Consider the following 20,831-nt stretch of genomic DNA (forward strand, 5'->3'; position numbering starts at 1 on the left):
AACTACACGACGTGCACCTGAAGGTTCTGCTGCACCAGCACATCACCCAGAGTGTTTTCACTGGTCAGCGCCGAGTTGTGGTAGATCTCGAACACTCTGCCCTCCAATGTGCGCTCGCCGGTCACTTCCCAGAAGCCGCCGTTGCTGTTTGCCAGGGTTACCTGACTGCCATCCGCGCCTTTGATGATCAAATCGTCACTCTGTTTATCCGTAATATTGAGTGCTTCATTGAGATCCAGTTTCACGGAGTTGGTGCCGGTTTTACCCAAATCGAGCACTTCAATGTGTTCGACTTTCAGGCCCAGCGCGGTGAGATCCAGATTGAGATGCTCCCCGTTAAGCACCAGAGTATCGGTGCCTGCGCCGCCATCAATATGAGTAAAGTTAAGGTCACTGACTGTCACGGTATCCGCACCGCTGCTGCCGGTGACCGTGGCACCCTCTGCCGTGGTGCCATCGGCCAGCGTAATCACGACGCCGCCGATGGTGTAACCCACCTCCTCTGCCGGTGCTGCCGCCACTGCGGTGTCATTAGCCACCGCCGTTTCACTGCTGCTGACCGGCGTTACGGTATCTGCTTCGGTAATCAGCGTAGAGGCCACTGCTACATGGGCGCTGTTATCGTCGCTGCTGGTGCTGCTGTTGTGCTGCGTCTCCGTGCTGGCATTGGCAACCGTAGCGCTGTCATCCGCTACTGAGAACAGGGCAAGCGACTCGGTTGCGGCCAGCGTCACCGGCAGTAGTGAGCCGAGCAGCAGCGTGTTGGTAGTGGTATAGCTGTTACCGGCTGCGTCGGTGATGGAGACTTTTGCCAGCGTCCCCAGCGACAGCAGCAGCCCGCCTACCGACAGCAGTGATGGCGAGAAGTTAACGGCATAACGCCCCAGCGCATCGGTGGTGGTGTTCAGCGTCGGTCCGTTGTTGCCGTTGGCCAGCAGCAGCGTGACGCTGACTTTCGATCCCTGTGCGGCATTCAGCGATCCGCCCTGCACCACCAGACCGGCGAGCAGAGAACCGACGATGCTAAGCACCGGATCGACCCCCACCAGCGGCTGATTATGCGACAGCGCGGTAAAGCTGCTGGTGCTGGTTGCGGTGTTGCCACCAATGTCCGCTACCGTCACGGTTAGCGGATGGCTGCCATCAGAAATCCCTTTCAGCGTCGCTGACGGCACGCTGATGCTCCATGCGCCATTCGCACCGATGGTCGTAGTGAGAATATTGCCCGCCACGTTCACCGTTACCGTACCGCCCGCCGCGTTGGTGCTGGTTCCTCGGATGGTTTCAGGAGCATTCGCTTCTGAGATGTTGAGGTAACCATCGCCACCAAAGAAGCTGTTGACGCTGACTGTCGGCGTGGTGTGGCTCACCACACCCAGCGACGCCGAAGTGGAGCCGCTGGTGCCCGCGCCGTTGATGACGCTGGCGGTGACGGTCTGCAGTCCATCTGCAATCGCAGCGAGGTTAGCCGCTGGCACAGAGAGACTCCAGTTGCCGTTGCTGCTCACGGTGGTGCTGTAAGTCTGGCCGCCCAGCGTAACCCGCACCACCGATCCTTCGGCGTTGCTGGCGGTACCTGAAATAGTCTGCGCGGTTTTCACATCCACCGCACTCAGGGCGTTATCGCCAAACAGTGAGGTAATGGCGACGACAGGCGTCGACTGGCTGATAACGCTCAGCGTGCCGGTGCTGTTTACCGTGTTGCCGTAAGTATCCGTGCCGGTGACCGCCACGGTTTTCGTGCCGTCAGTGATTGCGGCAAGATCCGCTTTTGGCACGCTGATGCTCCAGTTGCCGCCACTCACTACTTTAGTGGTGTAGGTCAGACCATTCAGCGTGGCGCTGACGGTAGAACCCGCGGACAGGCTGGAGGTACCGCTCAGGGTCTGGTTAGAAGCCAGATCAACCGCGCTCAGTACGCCGTCGCCAAACACGGTATTCACTGTCAGGGTTGGCTGGATCAGTCCCAGTGAGACGCCCGCGCTGGTGCTGCTGACGTTGCCAACCGTATCGGTGACCGCCGCGCTGACGGTGAAGTTACCGTTCAGCAACGTCGAGAGCACCGCTGGTGTGACGGTGGTTGAGAAGGTGCCATCGGCGTTGACCTGCGCGGTGACGTTGGTACTGCCAATCGCCAGCCGGACGTTGCTGCCGGCAGCCACACCGGAGACGGTGCCGCTGATGGTCTGAGTGACCAGCGACTCCGCCAGGTTCAGCACGCCGTCACCAAACAGCGGATTGAGCGTAACCTTCGGCAGATTGTGAATACCCACCAGCGCCCCGGCAGTGGTGCTTGTGGTGTTACCGGCGCTGTCGGTGACGCTGACACCCACCGTCAGGTTGCCATCGGCAATCCCCTGCAGCAGCGTTGGCGTCAGCGAGACGTTGAAGTTGCCATTCGCATCGGTCGCCGTCACAAACTGCTGTGCGCCCACCGACACCACCACGCGCGATCCTGCTTCGGCACCGCCCACGACGCCGCCAATCACCTGCGTCACCAGCGCATCTGCCACGTTCAGCAGACCATCACCGAACAGCGGATTCACCGTGATGGTCGGCAGCAGCGTATCGACGCGAACACCGGCGCTGGTGCTGGCGGTATTGCCCGCCGCATCCGTGACCGAAGCACCCACCGTCACGTTACCCTGCGCCAGCGTGCCCAGAATATCCGGCGTCACCGTCGCGCTGAAGGCGCCGCCTGCACCCACGGTCGCGGTCACCTGGCTGCTGCCCACCTGGAGCGTGACCACACTGCCCTGTGCAATATTGTTAACCACGCCGCTGATTACCTGTCCGGTCGCGATATCGGCCAGATTCAGCACGCCATCGCCAAACAGGGAGGTCAGTGAAATCGATGGCGCCTGAGTAAAGATGCCAATCGTGGCGCTATTCGTGGCGACGTTACCCGCCGTATCCCGGACGCTGACGCCCAGCGTCAGATTGCCATCCAGCAGTGAGGTAAGATCGCTGCCCGGCAGGTTAACGCTCCATGCTCCGCCCGCCTGCACTGTGGTGCTGTAAGTCTTGCTGCCAAAGGTCACCGTCACCTGTGAACCTGCAGCCGCATTGCTGATTACGCCACCCACCAGCTGTCCGGCGGCGGCTTCTGCAATGTTCAGCAGGTTATCGCCGCCAAACAGCCCGGCGAGCGGGCCTACCACCGGCACCGCATCGACAATCGCCGTGACGGTTTCACCCACGGTGCGGGTGTTGCCTGCGGCATCCGTCAGAGTGACGTTAACGGCAAGGTTGCCGTCGGTGAGCAGATCCAGCACCGCAGGTGGCACTACGATGGCCCATTTACCATCCTGGCCCACTGAGGCAGAGAGCGTTGTACCGCCCAGCACCACCGATACCGTGGCACCCACACCTGCGGAGGCCGCGGTTCCGGAGATCGTCTGCGCGACGGTGGTATCCAGTGCGCTGAGCGTGCCGTCGCCGAACACGGAATCGACTACCAGCGTCAGGGCACTGTTGACCACTTTGTTGACCGTCAGCGTCGCATCGGTCTGGTTGCCTGCAAGGTCATTCACCCGCACGCCAAACACCAGCGCACCGTCAGTGAGGCTCGACAGCACGTTCGGCGCCAGATCGATGCTCCAGCGTCCGTCAGCCCCCACCGTCGCGGTGGCGATCGGCGAGGCATCACCCAGGTAGAGGCCGATAGTCTGGCCTTCTGCGCCCTGTGCGCTGCCGGTCAGCACCTGACTGACGGCCAGGTCAGCGGCATTGATCACGTTGTCGCCAAGGAATGCGTCAACCTGCACCAGTGGCGCGGCAGTATCTACCGTCACTGTCTGAGTTGCGGTCCCCACGTTACCGGCGACATCCGCCAGCTGCGCGGTGATCACCGACGTGCTGCCATCGGGTAGTGCCTGCATCGCGCTGGCAGGCACGGTGGTGGACCAGGTGCCGTTGCTCTGGACCACCGCGCTGTAGGTCTGGTTATTGAAAGTCACTACGACCGTACGGCCTGCTTCAGCGATATCGGCGGTGCCGGTAATCGCCTGGCTGGTGGTGCTTTCATTACCATTAACCTGGTTATCACCCGCAAAGGCGTTGATGGTCAGCGTAGGTGGCGTCAGGTCGATCAGGACGTTACCGCTGGTGGTCACCGGCGTCGTGCCATCAGTGGCCGTCACGGTGATGCCAACGCTGCCGTCCGCATTGCCAAAGGCGGTGATCGGCAGGGCCGCCGTTGACCAGTTGCCCGATGCATCCAGCGTGGTGGCATAGTTCTGACCGTTAATAGTGACCGTCACTGAACCACTCGTGCCGAGGTTAGCCGAGGTACCGCTTAACACCACGCCACCCGCCACATCCTGGGTGCTGATGATGTTGTCGCCCGATACCGTGCCCAGCGTCACCAGCGGCCCTGGAGGTGGTGTCAGATCCACCGTCAATGGAACATTGCTGGTTGCGGTGTTGCCTGCCAGATCGGTCACTGCCAGCGTCAGGGTGGTCGATGGCGTAAAGGTGACCATCTGCTCTGGCGTCAGCGTCACGCTCCAGTTGCCGTTACCGTCAACTACGGCGGTGCCGAGGGTTGTGGTATTCAGCGACACCGTGACGACGGCGCCCGTCTCAGCGCCTGTCGCGGTGCCGCTGAGGATCTGCGGCTGAATGCTCTCGGCGTAGTTCAGTGCGTTATCGCCAGCAAAAGCTGCAGCGTTAAGCACCGGTGGTGCGGTGTCGAGTACCAGCGAACTGTTAATGGTGGTGCTGTTGCCCGCCGCATCCGTTGCCGTCACGGTGACCGGATAGGTGGCATCCGGCAGCGCTGAAAGCTGCGCCTGTGTCAGTGGCACTGTCCAGTTGCCATTGGCATCCACTGTTGCAGGGTAAGTCGTGCCGCCCAGCGTGAGCTGCACCGTCTGATTCGCGCCCGTCTCGCCGGTGATGCCGCTCAGCGTAATGCCTGTGGCAACATCGCCGCTATTCACATAGCCGCCGAGGAATTCCGGATTGACCGCAGGCAGAGGCGCGGTGAGATCCGCAGTGAACGGCAGCTGTGCCGACGCGCTGTTGCCCGCTGCATCCACCACATTGACCGTCAGCGTCTGCGCACCACTCCCCAGTGAACTCAGGGCGTTAGCAGGAATGTTTACGGTCCAGTTACCGTTGCCATCCACTGTGCCGTTATAAAGGCTGCCGTTAACATCTACGGTAATGCTGACCGCCTGATTCGCCCCGACACTGCCGGTGGTGCCGGTCAGGGTGACCCCTGCTGCGGCTTCACTGATGTTCAGCAGGTTATCGCCGCCAAACGCGCCAGGGGTGAAGGTCGGCACCGGCACGGCCACTTCAGTTACCACACTCAGCGCCGTGTTGTCGCTGTTACCCGCGATATCGGTCGCGGTCACGGTTACGGTGTGGGTACCGCTGGTGAAGGTGGCTAACTGCGCAGGCGACAGGGCCAGCGACCAGCTGCCATCGGTCTGCACCGTGGCGGCCAGCGGCTGATCGTTGTTAAAGCCGGAGATCAGAACCGAGACCGTCTGACCGGCACCGGTAATGCCGGTGGTGCCAGTGAGGATCTGTTCTGTTCCCGCCTCGGTGGCGTTCAGCGCACCGTCACCAAATGGCAGATTGAGGGTGACATCCGGCAGCGTGTTGACCGCCACCAGCAGTGTGCCGGTGGTCGTGCCGGTGTTACCGTTCGCATCAGTGACGGTCACCGTCACCGGCAGGTTGCCATCCGGCAATGACTGCAATACCGCAGACGGCAGAGCCAGTGACCAGTTCGCTCCACCATCAGTGAGCGTCGCGGCATAGACGGTGCCATTGACAGTTACCGCAACCGAGGCCGCATTAGCGATGTTAACGGCACCGGTCAGACTACCGTCCACTGCCGCTTCCGCCACGTTAAGACGGCCATCCGTAAATGGCGTATCCAGCGTTGGCACAGCAATCGGGGTAATCGCTGAGGTAAAGGTCTGAGTCTCTGTGACGCTGTTACCGGCCCGATCCGTGGTGGTAAGGGTCAGGGTGTGTTCCCCAGTCCCTAAGTTGGCAATCACTTCAGGTGGCAGGCTGGCCGTCCAGTTGCCATTGGCATCGACCGTCACCGACAGCGGGATATTATCATCGCCCACAGTAACGCTCAGCGTCTGGCCCGCCACGACGATGGAGGTGCCGGTCACCAGCTGAACGGAACCCGCTTCGGTGATGTTAATGACGTTGTCGCCGAACTGCGTAACAGCGAAGTCAGCGGAAACCGGTTGAGTTTGCAGGATCTCAACGCCCGCTGTGGCCTGCGCCGGATTTCCGGCAGCATCTGCCGCGGTGACCACCACCTGTGTCAGTCCATCAGCCAGGGCCGTCAGCGCGCCTGGAGCCAGGTTAAGGGTCCAGTTGCCGCTGGCATCGGTCGTGGTGCTGAAAGTCAGATTGCCGACAGCGATGCTTACCACGCTGCCTTCCGGCAGATTGGTACTGTCACCACTCAGCGTTATCGCACCGTCTGTCTCTGCCAGATTGAGCAGCGAATCGCCAAACGGCGTATTCAGGGTCAGCGCTGGCAGCGTGTTAAACGCTACATCCAGTGAGGTGGTGGTATCCGTGGTGATATTGCCCGCCGCGTCGGTGACCGAAACGGTGATCGCGTTAGGCCCATCGGCCAGTTGCTGTACGTCGGCCGTCGGAATGGTGAGGGTCCAGTTCCCGTCAGCACCTGCCGTGGTGGTGTAGCTGACATTATTCAGCGTCACCGTCACCGGCAATGCGCCCGTCGTGGTGCCGCTGAGGGTGAGATCCTGCAGCGACTCCGCCAGGTTAAGGGTGTCACCCGCGCTGACCGTGATATCCGTCAGCACAGGCGGTGTCGTACTGAAACTGACCTCCTGAGTGTCCGTCGCCGGATTACCCGCGACATCCGTGGCGGTGACGGTGAAGGTTTGTGTACTGCCTGGCGCCACGTCGGCAAAGGCCGTGGATGGCACAGTCACCGTCCAGTTGCCGTTAGCGTCGAGGGTGGTCGTGGTGGTGTAATCCGTGCCGCTCAATGCCACCGTCACTACCGTGCCTGCAGCCAGTTGAGTGCTGCCGCCGCTGACGACAACATCCGCCGTGGCCTCGGTGGCATTGATCACATCATCGCCGGCGACGACATTCATAGTCAGCGTTGGCTGAACCTGATCGCTGGCCAGCACGACCAGACTGCCACTGGCGCTGGCCGGGTTGCCAGAGGCATCCGTTGCCACCACCTGCACCAGCTGATCGCCATCCGGCAGATTACCCAGTGCGGCGGCAGGAACGGTTACCGTCCAGCTGCCATTCGCAGCGACAGTGCCGCTGTACTGAACGCCATTCAGCGTCACCGTCACCAGCTGGCCTTCAGCCAGATTAGTACTGGTGCCGCCGATGCTCAGATCCTGCTGTGACTCGGCCTGGTTGAGGAAGTTATCGCCACTGAGTGTCCCGAGGGTCAGGGTCGGCAGGTTCAGACTGTCAGCATCGCGCGTCAGTGTGGTCTGAACCGCAACAGCCGGGTTGCCCGCCGCATCGGTCATTGAGACAACAACCGGATAGCTGCCGTCTGTCAGCCCCTGCACGACGCTGGCAGGCAGTGTGACCTGCCAGGTGCCGTCAGAGAGCACCAGTGTGGTGTAATCGACATTCTGGAAACTGACGGTCACCGTCTGTCCGGCATCTGCCACTGTCGCCGTGCCGCTGATGGCGACCGCTTCCAGCACCTCCACTGAGTTGATGATGTTGTCGCCGCCGATGGCATTGACCGTCAGTACCGGCAGCGTGGTATCGACCGTCACGGCGCTGGTCAGCGAACCGCTGTTACCGGCAGCATCGCTGGCATTGACGACCAGAGTATTGATCCCCTCGCCCAGCGTCTGCACCTGCGCCGGGGTTAAGTTCAGCGTCCAGTTGCCCTGCGCATCCACCGTGGCAGGGTAATCATTTCCGCCCAGCGTCACGGTGACCGTCTGGCCGTCGCCTGCCACACCGGTGCTGCCGGTCAGCGTCTGACCAACACCCTGTTCAGCCAGGTTCAGATAACCATCGCCAAACGGCGTGTCAATGCTGACGGCCAGCGCCGCCGTCGATACGGCAATTTCACGCGTTTCCGTGACCGGGTTGCCCGCCGCATCGCTGACCGTCACAGTGAGGATGTAGGCTCCGGCCGGAATACCCGCCAGCGAACCGGCGGGCAGCGTCAGGTTCCATTCGCCGTTCTGGTCAACCGTGGTGGTCCAGGTCTGATTGTTGAGGGTAAGGGTGACCCGCTGACCCGCCTCAGCATCGGTGCTGCCGCTGAGGACAATCGGAGCAAGGCTTTCGGCGATATTCACGCTGTCATCGCCCGCAACCGCGTTCAGGGTCAGAGTCGGTGGCGTCAGATCCACCGTCACGCTGCCCGGAATGCTGCCGGTGTTACCCGCCGCATCCCGCACCGTGACGGTATAGCTCAGGACATCTTCCGGCAGAGTAGCCAGTGCCGTGGCTGGCACACTGATCTGCCAGTTGCCGTTGCTGTCGACCGTGCCGTTGTAGGTGACGCCATTCAGCAGCACGCTGACGCTCTGACCGTCACCTGCCACACCCGTGGTGCCGCTCAGGGTTTGCGCTGTGGCGATCTCGCTGCTGTTGAGCAGACCATCACCAAACGCAGAGACGATCTGCGGCTCCGGCAGACTGGTTGCCAGCACGCTGAGCGTGGCCTCGCTGCTCAGGGTCGCTCCGCCGCTGTCCGTGGCGGTAACCGTTAGGGTGTAAGGTCCATCGGCGAGCGCCGTCAGTGCCTCAGCCGGAACGATGGCACTCCAGCGTCCAGTGGCCGAGACCTGCGCGGTGTAGCTGACATTGTTAAACAGCAGCGTAACCGTACCGCCCTCAGGCACATTGACTGAAGTGCCGGTGACGATCAGCGACTGACCCAGTTCCTGCGCATTCAGATAGTTGTCGCCACTGATGGCATCCATCGCCAGACCAGAGGCAGTGCTGTTAACGTCAAAGCTGAGGTTACTGGTGGTGGTGTTACCCGCCACGTCGCTGACCGCCACGGTATAACTGGCGCTGCCATCATTGATCGCCGCCAGCGCACCGGCTGGGACGGTCAGGCTCCATGCCCCGCTCGCCTGCACGGCGGCGCTGTAGACCGTACCATCAATGGTCACGGTGACCAGCTGGCCTGCCTCGACGTTGGTGGTGGTGCCGGAGAGACGCTGATCGGTGAGGCGTTCCGCGCCATCGACCACATTGTTACCGGCAAAGGCATCGAGCGTCAGGGTTGGCAGTGTGCCTGAATCCACCTTCAGCGCCAGATCGCGGCTGGTGGTGGTGGCATTGCCTGCCGCATCGCTGGCGGTGACGGTCAGCGGATAGCTGCCATTGCCCAGCCCGGTGTAAACCGTGGCGGGCAGTTCCAGCGTCCATGTACCGTTGGCGCCAGCGGTGGTACTCAGAGTGGTGCCGTTGAAGCTGGCAACAATCAGCGCGTTCGCTTCGCTGCTGCCGTTCAGCGTCAGCGGCTGCTGACTCTCGGCGGCGTTGATAATGCCATCGGATGGCGTGATGAAGTTCAGCACCGGTGGCACGGTATCCACCACAACGGTGCCATTCGCCTGGCTGGTGTTGCCCGCCACATCACTGACGACCACGGTGTAAGGTGCGTTGCCCTGTGGCAGCGCAGCCAGAACATCGGCTGGAACCGCGACCTGCCAGTTGCCCTGTGCATCGACCGTGCCGCTGTAGTTCGTGCCGCCCAGCGTCACGACGACGGTCTGGCCGTCACCGGTAACGCCAGTGCTGCCGGTGATCACGCCACCCGCAGCCGCCTCTTCGCCGTTAAGAATGCCATCATCAAAGGCCACACCGGGTGTCGCCACCGGGAGTGCGCTGGCGACAACGGTCAGCGTAGCGTCGCTGGTCGCAAGCTGCGTGCCGTTAACATCGCTGACGGTGGCGGTGATGGTCTGCGGGCCATCCGCAGCCGTGTTAAAGGTCTCTAACGGTAAGGTCAGGCTCCAGCTTCCATCTGCATTGACGGTAGTGCTGGCCGTGATGCCGTTGGCGACCACGGTGACAACGCTGCCGTCAGGCAGGCCGCTGGTGCTGCCGTTGACCACAACGGTGTCACCTCGCTCCAGCGCATTGAGGTAGTTGTCGCCGCTGATCGGTGCCATCGCGATCGACGGCAGGGTATTGTCCACGCTGAAGTTCAGCGGGCTGCTGGCGGTATTCCCGACGAGGTTGATCACGCTGACGTTGAGCGTCTGATTCCCCTCTCCCAGTTCAGCCAGGGCACCCGCAGGCAGAATAATGCTCCAGCTGCCGCTGGCCGCGACCACACCGCTGTATTCTGTGCCGTTCAGGGAGATGATCACCTGCTGGCCCGCTTCGACGTTGCTGCTGCTGCCGCGCACCGTAATCGGCTGCAGTTGCTCAGCCGCCGTAACGATTCCGTCACCGGCAAAGGTGCTGCTGTCGATAGTGAGTACAGGCAGATCGTCAGGCGAGGTTGCGACATTCAGATCCACCACCTGGCTGGTCTGATTGCCGTTCGCACTGTTTTCGGTGACGGTCACCAGATTACTGCCTGGAGGCAGTGCCGACAGCGCTTCCGGGGCGATCTCCAGTGTCCACTGACCATTCACGCCGACGGTAGTGCTGTAGAACTGGTCGTTAAGCCGGACAGTGACCACATCGCCATTCTGACCGCTGCCACTGACGACCAGCGGTTCCGCCAGTTCGCCAACGTTCAGCGCGTTATCCCCGCTGATTGGTGCGACCACCAGCGGAGGCGGCGTAGTGGCAACCGTCAGCGCACTGTTCTGGCTGCTGCTGTTACCGGCCTCGTCGGTGACGGTGACCACCACCGGATAAGTTGCGCCATTAGTCAGACCGGCCAGTGCTGCTGGCGGTACGGCCAGCGCCCAGTTGCCGTCACCATCAACGGTGCCGGTGTAGGTCACGCCATTCAGCGTCACACTGACACGATCACCTTCAGTGCCTGCGCCGCTGAAACTGAAGCCCGCAGTTTGTTCAGCAATGTTCAGCACGCCATCGCCAGCTGGCGGATCAATGCTGAAGTCGGGTGGCGTGGTATCTACGGTCACCCCGACTGGCGTGGTGACCACGTTGCCGCCCACGGACGTGACGGTGACGTTAAGATCGTAACGTCCATCAGGCAGCAGTTGCAGAGCGGCAGCAGGCACAGAGGCGGTCCAGCTGCCATCGGCGGCAACCACTGCGTTATAGGGCTGACCATTCAGCTCAAGGCTGACGCTGCTGCCCGGCGCAACAGTGCCGCTCAGTGTCAGAGCCGTGGCCGTTTCAGCCTCATTGATAATGTTATCGGTGGCAATCGGATTAACGTTCAGCGCCGGTACGCCGGTATCAACAGTCAGCGGTTCGCTGATGCTGGTACTGTTACCCGCTCCATCCCTCACCGTCACGGTAATCGGGTTACTGCCCTGCGTCAGCGCCTGGAGTGCAGACGGTGGCAGTGTAACGCTCCATTGACCATTGGCTTCGACCGTAGCCGGATAGCTGGTGCCGCCCAGGGTTACGCTGACAGCCTGACCTGGCAGGACAGTGCCGGTCAGCGTCTGCGCGACGCCCGCTTCGGCGGTGTTGAGTATGCCATCAGTGAACGGCGTATTGATTTCCGGGGCTAACAGCGGCGCGGTCGCCACCAGTAGCGTCTGGGTGTTCTGCACATCCCCGGAGGAGACGGTAACCGTGGTGTTGCCCTGTGCCAGATTCGCCAGGTCTGCGGCGGGTACAGTCAGGGTCCAGCTGCCGTTGATATCGGTTGTCGTGGTGTAAACAGTGCCGTTCGGTTCCAGCGTCACACTGATCAGGCTGTTAGCCGGCAGGTTTGCGGAACCGCCACTGATGGTGAGATCGCTCTGCGCTTCCTCCACATTCAGTGCATTATCGCCACTGATTGGGGCAATCGACAGCGACGGCTCGGGTGCGATAACCACGCTAAACTGCCCTTCCGCAGGCAGCGCCGGATTGCCCGCCTGATCGGTAATCGCCACGGTGAAGTTTTTTTCACCTAAGCCGCCCAGCGATCCGGCGGGCAGCGACACACTCCAGGACCCGTCAGGCAGCACCTCGCCGTCATAAGACTGCCCGTTAATCGTCAGTAATACCGGCGTACCGGCCGGTATGCCGGTGACATTACCGGTGACCAGAATGTCGGTAAGCTGTTCCGCGCTGTCGACCTGGTTGTCGCTGGTCACGGGATCAATGGTCAGCGCTGGCGACGTGGCTGCCAGCACGGTGACGCTGGTCACTTGAGTGGTGGTGTTGCCATACGCATCGCTGATCGCCACGTTGATCGGATAGATCTCGTCACCCAGCTGGCTGACGGTTGCGGCAGGCACCGTCACACTCCAGGCACCATTGGTATCCACGGTGGCGGTGTAGGTTTCATTATTGAATGTCACCGTGACGGTGTCGCCCGCCGCGCCGCCGCGCCCGTCGAGAGTGAGATCCTGAGTGTGCTCAGCGATATTGATGTAACCATCGCTGCCCGGCGTCGAGACTTCCAGCAGTGGCGGCGTGGTGGCGAAAATCAGTGAACTGCCGGTCTGTGTGGTGTTGCCATCGGCGTCCGTCGCCACCACCGATACCGCCTGGGTGCCATCAGGCACATTCGCCAGATCGGAGGCAGGAATATTGACGCTCCAGTTGCCATCCGGCCCCACCACGGCGGTGTAAGGCACGCCATTCAGCGTGATGCGAATGATGTCGCCGTCGTCACCGGTGCCGCTGACGATCAGCGGCTGCTGCGCGTCGCTGTTATTGATTGCGCCATCATCGCTGAGTTCATTCAGTGTCAGAGCCGGTAACGCTGTCGCAACCCGCAAAGACGTATCCTGCGTGCTGCTGTTACCGGCCGGATCGGTCACGGTGATCGTTACCGGATAAGTCTGATTGGTCAGCGAGCCCAGATCGGCAACCGGAACGGAGGCACTCCAGATTCCGTTCTCATCGACAATCGCGTTATAGGTCTTGCCGTTTAACTCCACCGCCACGGTGTCGCCCGTGGTGCCGGTGCCGCTGATCAGCAGCGGCTGGGTCAGTTCATTGTTGGTAAGAACGCCATCACCGCCCGGTGAGGTCACGGTCGCAACCGGCGGCTGCGTACTGACTACCAGCGTCTGCGTCTGGGTAGCGATGTTCCCGCTGGCGTCGGTCAGCGTGACGGTCAGCGGATAGCTGCTGCCATCTGACAGCCCCTGCAGCGTCTCTGGCGGCAGCGTTACTGTCCAGTTGCCCTGCCCATCCACGGTCGCGCTGTAAACGTCATTGTTCAGTGAGACGGAAACCACCTCACCCGGCAACGCACCTGAACCGCTGACGGGCACGCCCGCAGCCACTTCGGTACTGTTGAGAATGCCATCGCCGCCTGCGACGTCAGCCACAATCAGATTCGGTGGCAGCGTGTCGACGCTGAAGTTCACCGTCTGATCCACGCGGTTGCCCGCCTCATCAATGGCGGTGACGGTCAGGCTATTAGCGCCCTGCGTCAGTAAAGCGAGATCGCTGGCAGGAACCGGCAGGCTCCAGCTGCCGTCGGTATTGACCGTGGTGCTGTAGGTTTTGCCGTTCAGTTCGACTTCGACCAACTGGCCCGCGACGGCTTTGCCGGTGCTGCCGCTGAGCAGCAGATCGCCGCCCGCTTCCGCCTGGTTAAGAATGCCATCGGTGATCGCGCTCTCGTTCAGCGAGATTTGCGGCAACGTGGTCACAACCACATTCAGCGGGGCTGAGTCGGTCAGCAGCGCACCCGTGGTGTCGATGGTAGTCACTGAAATCTGTTTCACGCCGTCGGTGATACCGGTGAGATCGGCTGCCGGAACGGTGACGCTCCAGAAGCCATTATCGCCCACCACCGCACTGTAATTATTGCCGTTAAAGTTAAGCTGCACTGCCTGGCCGGGGTTAACGCCCACCGCAGAACCGTTGATGATCAGATCGCTGTTCAGCTCCTGCTGGTTAAGGAAACCATCCACGCTGACCGGTTCACTGATAGTGACGATGCCAGGTTCGCCTGCCGCCGGCTCGACGTTGATGTCACGGGTGTCAGTGGCCACGGTACCCGCCACCGTGCTGACGCTGACCGCGATGGAGGTGCTGCCCGCCGCCAGTGCGCTGAGCGCCGCAGACGGGATCTGAGTACTCCAGCTGCCATCAGGATTGACCGTGGCGCTGTAACTCTGACCGCCCAGCGTGATGGTGACCGTCTGGCCCGCCTCCACGTTGCTGGTGCTGCCGGAGAGCGTCTGATCGACAGCCTTCTCGGTGTTGTCCACCAAATCGTCACCGGCAAACAGGGCAATTGTGACAGTCGGTGTACCCGGTTCCGCTGGGGCATCCACCACAATCGGCCGATCTTCAATGGCGGTTACGTTCGCCTGATTGCTGACCGTGGCCTCGATGGTAGCGCTGCCCGCCGCCAGGGCCGCCAGCGCGCTGGCAGGGACGTTCAGGCTCCAGCTGCCATCCGCGCCGACCGTGGCGCTGTATGTCTGGTCGCCCAACGTGACGGTAACAATCTGACCGGCCTCGACATTGGTGGTGCTGCCGCTCAGCAGTTGTTCGCTGGTTTTCTCATCGTTGCTCAGTACGTCATCACCCGCGAACTGATTGATGGTGATGGTGGGCTGGCCCGGCTCAGTGACCGGTGGCTCCACGGTGATCGGCACTGTGTCGCTGACGGTGGTGCCTGCCGCATTGCTGACCGTCACCACCAGCGAGGCCGGGCCTGCGGCCAGGGCACTCAGAGCATCGGCCGGAATCGCGATATTCCAGCTGCCGTCAGGATTGACCGTGCCGCTGTAGCTCTCTCCGCCCAGCGTTACGGTGACAATCTGGCCCGCTTCGACGTTGGTGGTGCTACCGGAGACCGCCTGCGCCTCCAGCTTCTCGTCATTGCTCAGGATGTTGTCTTCAGCGAAGTCATTGACGCTTAACGTTGGGGCATTGGGTGAAGTGCCCGCTGACTGCACCAGGAAGTCACGGGTTTCAGTGACAGGCGCGCCGAGCGAATCGGGGACCGTCGCATTCAGGGTTGCGCTTCCGGCGGCCAGCGCCGCCAGCGAACTGGCTGGGATCGGGACGCTCCAGCTGCCATCTGTGCCAACCGTGGCGGTAAAGGTCTCCCCGTTCAGGGTGATAGTGACCTGCTGGCCCTCAGCGATATTGGTGGTGGTGCCGCTCAGCAGCTGATCGGTGGCTTTCTCGCTGTTGCTGAGGATGTCATCCCCGGCAAATGCGTTGATGGTGATGGTGGCTTCACCCGGCTGCGTCGCCGGGGCTTCAACGGTGATCGACTCCGAGGTCGTCGCAGTGTCCCCCGCCGCATTGCTGACCGAAGCGGTCAGGGTGGTCGTGCCTGCTGCCAGCGCGTTCAGCGCGGCGGATGGTACGTTGACGCTCCAGCTGCCGTCACCCTGCACGCTGGCACTGTAAGTCTGACCGCCCAGGGTCACGGTGACGATCTGTCCGGCTTCAACGTTAGTGGCCGTGCCGCTGACCAGTTGATCGGATGCTTTCTCGTCGTTGCTCAGGTCGTTATCGCCAGCAAAATCATTCAGAGTCAGGGCTGGTACGCCCGGCTCCGTCACCGGCGTCTCAACCGAGATGTCGCGGGTTTCGCTGGCGCTCACACCATCGACGTTGCTGACGGTGGCGCTGATGGCACTGGATCCCGCGGGCAGGTTGCCCAGCGCGGTGGCCGGAACAGTCACGGTCCAGTTACCGCTGCCATCCACGGTGCCAACGTAAGTCTGACCGCCAAAGGTGACAGTGACCGTCTGGCCCGCTTCGACGTTGGTCGTGGTGCCGGAGAGCGTCTGATCGGTGCCTTTTTCGTCGTTGCTGAGGATGTCATCCCCGGCAAACTGATTGATGGTGACAGTCGGTTCGCCCGGAATTGTCACCGGCGCTTCCACGCTAACAGGCTGACTGGCAGTTACGGTATCACCGGCCGCATTGCTGACCGAAACCGTCAGCGTTGTTTCACCTGACGCCAGGTCACTCAGGGCCGCCGATGGCAACGTCACGCTCCAGTTGCCTTGTGCGTCCACGCTGATGCACTACGCGCTGACCACCACCCGCTGGGGCAAAATTACCCTGGAAGTTAAGGCTGCCGAAAAGCAGGCCGATAGAGTGATCATCGAACTGGTGGATACCGGTGCCGGTTTGACGGTGGATGAACTGGCGAATGTGGACTTCCCGTTCCTGGGGGATACCAGTCAGGATCGCTACGGACAGGCTTCCGGTATGGCGTTCTTCCTGTGTAAGCAGCTCTGCAAGCAGATGGGTGGCAGTCTCGATATCGTGGCAAAAGCCGATATCGGCACGCGCTACAACATGCAGCTGCCGCTGGTGCTGGAAGAGAAGCGCGAAGAAGAAGAGGAAAAAATTCTGGATGGTGTGACCGCGCTGGTGGAGATCACCGTGGAAGACGTGCATAAAATCGTCTGCCGCCATCTGGAAAACTGGGGAGCGCGTTGTCTGACGCCTGATGAGCGCATCTCCGGTCAGGATCACGATGTTATGGTGACCGACGATCCATCGAAGCTTAGCGGCTGGGCACTGCTGCTGGCGGAAGATGAACTGGGTCATCATGCACTGAACGACCAGCAGTATCGGGTCAATTTCAATCTCAGTAATGCGATGCTCGATGCATTGCTGGCCCTGATTGAGAAACAACTGTCGCATGATGTGATGGATAACGACATGGAAGACGACGCGGCCACGCCATTGATGAGCGGCGGCTATTTCCAGCTGTTTACGGAGACAGTACCGGTTGATGTGAAGAGACTGTATACTGAGTCGGCGGAAAAGGACTACGCCTCGCTTGCTCAGACAGCGCATCGCCTTAAGGGCGTGTTTGCCATGCTCAATCTGACTCCCGGCAAACAGCTTTGTGAAGAGTTGGAACACCACATTAAAGCGTGTGACGATTCAAACATTACAAATACCACCAGTGATATTGACGCTTACGTCAATCAACTGCTGCAGCAAGGTAACCAATAAGATGAATAACTTAAACGTAATTATTGCCGATGACCATCCAATTGTCCTTTTCGGTATCCGAAAGTCTCTGGAACAAATTGAATGGGTCAACGTTGTAGGTGAGTTCGAAGACTCAACAGCACTGATCAACAATCTGTCCAAGCTTGACGCCAACGTCCTGATCACCGACCTCTCTATGCCAGGTGAAAAGTATGGCGATGGTATTACGCTGATTAAATATATTAAGCGCCACTATCCGGATCTCTCAATTATTGTTCTGACCATGAACAATAACCCGGCGATTCTGAGTTCTGTACTGGATCTCGATATCGAAGGGATTGTCCTGAAACAGGGCGCGCCTACCGATTTACCAAAAGCGCTGGCAGCACTGCAGAAAGGCAAGAAATATACGCCGGAAAGCGTTGCGAAGCTGCTGGAGAAAATCAGCGCGGGTGGTTATGGCGACAAACGCCTGTCACCGAAAGAGAGCGAAGTGCTGCGTCTGTTTGCAGAAGGTTTCCTGGTGACCGAAATCGCCAAGAAACTTAACCGCAGTATCAAAACCATCAGTAGCCAGAAGAAATCAGCGATGATGAAACTGGGCGTGGATAACGATATCGCGCTGCTGAACTACCTGTCCTCTGTCAGCCAGAGTCAGGTCGAAAGAGACTAAGTGACTCAAAGGCGGTGCAGACTGCACCGCCTCTCCTCTGCCCTATCCTGCTTTATCCTATCCGCGTTTTACGCACCCGATCAGCATAGATTGCCAGCGTCACTTTCAGCACATCCAGTGTCACCGGTTTCGACAGACAGTTATCCATGCCCGCATCCATACAACGCTGTTTTTCTTCAGCCAGCGCATTCGCTGTCACACCGACGACCGGGAAGAGATGACCCAGCTGACGTAAACGCTGCGTCAGGCGATAACCATCCATGTTCGGCATGTTCACATCGGTGAGCACGATATCGATCTCATTACGGCTCAGGACATTCAGCGCATCAACGCCATCCTGCGCGGTTTTCACCTGATAGCCCAGCGTGCCGAGCTGTTCAGACAGCAGCATGCGGTTAATCGGATGGTCATCCACAATCAGCACCATGATGTCGTCGTTATGCACTTTCTCTTCAACCGGTGCCGCGAGTAACAAGGCATCTGCCGCGTCATTACCCAGTGCGATACGATAGATGCGCGCCAGCAATGCCGGCACCTCGTGCAGCGTTGCAGTGGAGTGGGTCCAGCGTCCCGGCTGACGTTCACGCGGCATATCCACATGCGATCCATCAAACGTGACCAGCGCGCGCACTGGAGCATCTATCTCCAGATCGTAATCGGTCATCACCACATCATCGTGGCCCGGCTTACCGTTATACTCCGCAACCTGAATGCCCTGCTGCTGAATCTGGCGCGTAATAAACTCTGCAAGATACTCGTTGCGCATCGCCACCCAGATTTTCTTATCCTCTAAATCCTCCAGCAGCATCAGTGACGGCTTCTGTCCTTTGTAGATCGGAATACGGACAATGAACTGGCTGCCCATGCCTGGCTCTGAGTCGACCTCGATGTCACCGTCCATCATGTTGATCAGCTTTTCACAGATCGCCAGTCCCAGCCCCGTACCCTGGAAATTACGCTGCACGCCATTTCCCACCTGGAAGAAGGGGTCAAACAGGCGCGGCAGCTCTTTGGCCGGAATGCCCACGCCGGTATCCCGGACACGGAAGGCCAGATAGCCCTCAGCCACATAGGCGTGCAGGATGATACAGCCGGTATGCGTGAACTTAATCGCGTTGTTCAGCAGGTTCGAGATCACCTGCTGCAGACGCAGTGGATCGCCATCCAGCACCTGCGGCACATCATGTTCGATAAAGCAGTAGAGCGTCAGGCGCTTCTTCACCACCAGCGAAAGATAGTTGCCGACGATGTGAGTGACAATTTCGCGCGGGGCAAACGGACGCGGCTCAATTTTCAGCTGCTCAGACTCGATTTTCGAGAAGTCGAGAATATCGCTGATGATCTTCAGCAGCAGGCTGGAGGAGTTGTTCATTGCCGTCACCAGCGAGTCAATACCGCTGGGCAGCTCTTTGGTCTGCAGCAGATCGAGGTTCCCGATAATGCCATACAGCGGCGTGCGCAGTTCGTGACTGACGGTGGCAAGGAACATCGATTTTGACTGGCTCGCCTGCTCTGCCGCGTGAGCCATCTCCTGCAGAGACTGCTCCATCCGCACACGCGCCGAAACATCGACCAGCACGCAAATCGCCACGTTCTCATTACGATAGCGCGAATGCACAAAACTGATTTGCAGGTTGGTATTGCTGCCGGTCAGCACATCGACAAAGTTGACCTGCTGGCCGCCGATTATCTCATTCAGCCGCAGGCGATCTTCCTGCGTCAGCAACGTCAGATAATTGTGCGCCAGCTCGTTACTCAGGATATTGGTGCCGTCACTGGTGCGTAAAATACAGATTCCGACCGGCGCAGAGGCGACAATCTTACGGTTAAACTGCTCATGCTCTTCCAGCCGGTGCGCATTCTCTTCTGCGGGCAGGAACATCCGCCGCTCAAACACCCAGGCGAGGGTAAACAGGATCACGGCGCTGAAAATATTGAGCAGTAGCGCGTTAATGATCATCAGCTTGAGCTGATCCACCATCACATCGGTAGGAATCGACCAGACCACATTAAGATCGGAAGGCGGCAATGGCTTTTTCAGGACCAGCTGACGATAACCGTTCAGATAACCGAACCAGGTTTTATCATCCGGCAGATTGTCGAGCGAGAAGCCCAGCCCACCGCGCCGCGAGTTAAGCAGCGGGCGATAATTTTCATCGGTAATGGACGCGATAACCGGCAGGCTGCCCGGCTGAATAAACTCATCCATGCGGATATTCTGCTCAACACCCAGCAGCGCCTGCAATTTGTTGGCAACGTAAACCGGCACCACCATGTAGAAGGTGCCGACACCAGGCTGAGCACTGCTGTTGATCCAGTACATCGGATTACGGCGCTCTTCTTCGCTGCTATTGCGATAGCGCAGCACATTCTCACGCAGCGATTTCAGGCTGCGGTCCCGATCCGCATTGTTGCTGCCAATGGTGAAGTCGGCAAGACACTGACTCTCGCCACCGATAAAGAACACCCGATTCAGTTCATACGATGAGGCGAAATTACTTTTCCAGTAATTGATGTAGTAGCTGAGTGAATCGAGCGAGTTGCGCCAGGTGTTACTCATTGAGGTGCAGTCGCCATCCGAGAATAGCGGCGTAAACTGCGGCTGGGTGGCTTTGCCCGGCATCATACCGGTCAGCACATCCAGACCACTGCTGGCGTTGGTTAAGCGGTTCTCGGTGATATATTTCAGCTCACGCATCATGTCCGCCGAATGGCGCACATACCACTGAATGGTGCCGTAGTTACTGGCGAACTCCTGCCGGACCTGCGTCTCTTTGTTGTGCAGCACGCTGATGATGTAAAACGCCGTCAGAACGGCGCCCAGCGTCCAGATTAGTAGCGCCAGCGCGCGGAAAAGATAGCGCGAGATGCGAAGCGTAGTGCGGAAAGAGACAGGATATTTCAAAGGTAACTCGCAGTTGGCAAGGTTAGTCGCATCATCGATTTTTAATGCCCATACACTAGCTTTATCGGGCGAAAAAAGCCAGCCAGCCGCAGGCTTAGCGGAAGGTTTGGGAATCTTTTAGGATAGTGAAAGCCCTGCCTGTGACTCAATAAGTCAATCTCCTTGCTGACCCAAAGCCATTCTCACTCGCCCCAATAAAAAGCGAAACCGCTGCCTGAACAAGAAAGACCCGCTAAGCCCGAAAAGCAAAGCGTCCAC

2 protein-coding genes and 2 pseudogenes are annotated in these 20,831 nt (G+C 59.8%); 2 read left to right on the forward strand and 2 right to left on the reverse strand.

The annotated features are described in order from the left end of the window. Positions 1-2 precede the first annotated feature (2 nt). Positions 3-16,064: pseudogene (locus ACN1CO_RS09130) on the reverse strand (beta strand repeat-containing protein); the annotation flags it as partial. On the opposite strand from ACN1CO_RS09130, the pseudogene ACN1CO_RS09135 reads away from it, so the two are divergent. Together ACN1CO_RS09135 and rcsB are read left to right on the forward strand one after the other, a co-directional pair. Beyond that, positions 16,057-17,016, forward strand: a pseudogene (locus ACN1CO_RS09135) (Hpt domain-containing protein); the annotation flags it as partial. The pseudogenes ACN1CO_RS09130 and ACN1CO_RS09135 sit on opposite strands and share 8 nt — an antisense overlap. Before the next feature lies 1 nt (position 17,017). Further along, positions 17,018-17,668 (forward strand): response regulator transcription factor RcsB, encoded by a 651-nt coding sequence (gene rcsB, locus ACN1CO_RS09140; RefSeq protein ID WP_003854204.1) that lies wholly within the window; start codon positions 17,018-17,020, stop codon positions 17,666-17,668. 52 nt (positions 17,669-17,720) lie between these two features. Here the strand turns inward: rcsB and rcsC are convergent, their stop codons facing one another. Next, complete coding sequence (rcsC, locus tag ACN1CO_RS09145) at positions 17,721-20,573, reverse strand: two-component system sensor histidine kinase RcsC (protein WP_419138694.1); 2,853 nt, start codon at positions 20,571-20,573, stop codon at positions 17,721-17,723. Between the last annotated feature and the right edge of the window lie 258 nt (positions 20,574-20,831).

The organism is Pantoea sp. R13S299 (assembly GCF_048515925.1).
Lineage (GTDB): Bacteria > Pseudomonadota > Gammaproteobacteria > Enterobacterales > Enterobacteriaceae > Pantoea.

Excerpts from the sequence above, each read along its gene's own strand:
- rcsB (WP_003854204.1), top strand. The coding sequence starts at position 17,018 with ATGAATAACTTAAACGTAATTATTGCCGATGACCATCCAATTGTCCTT.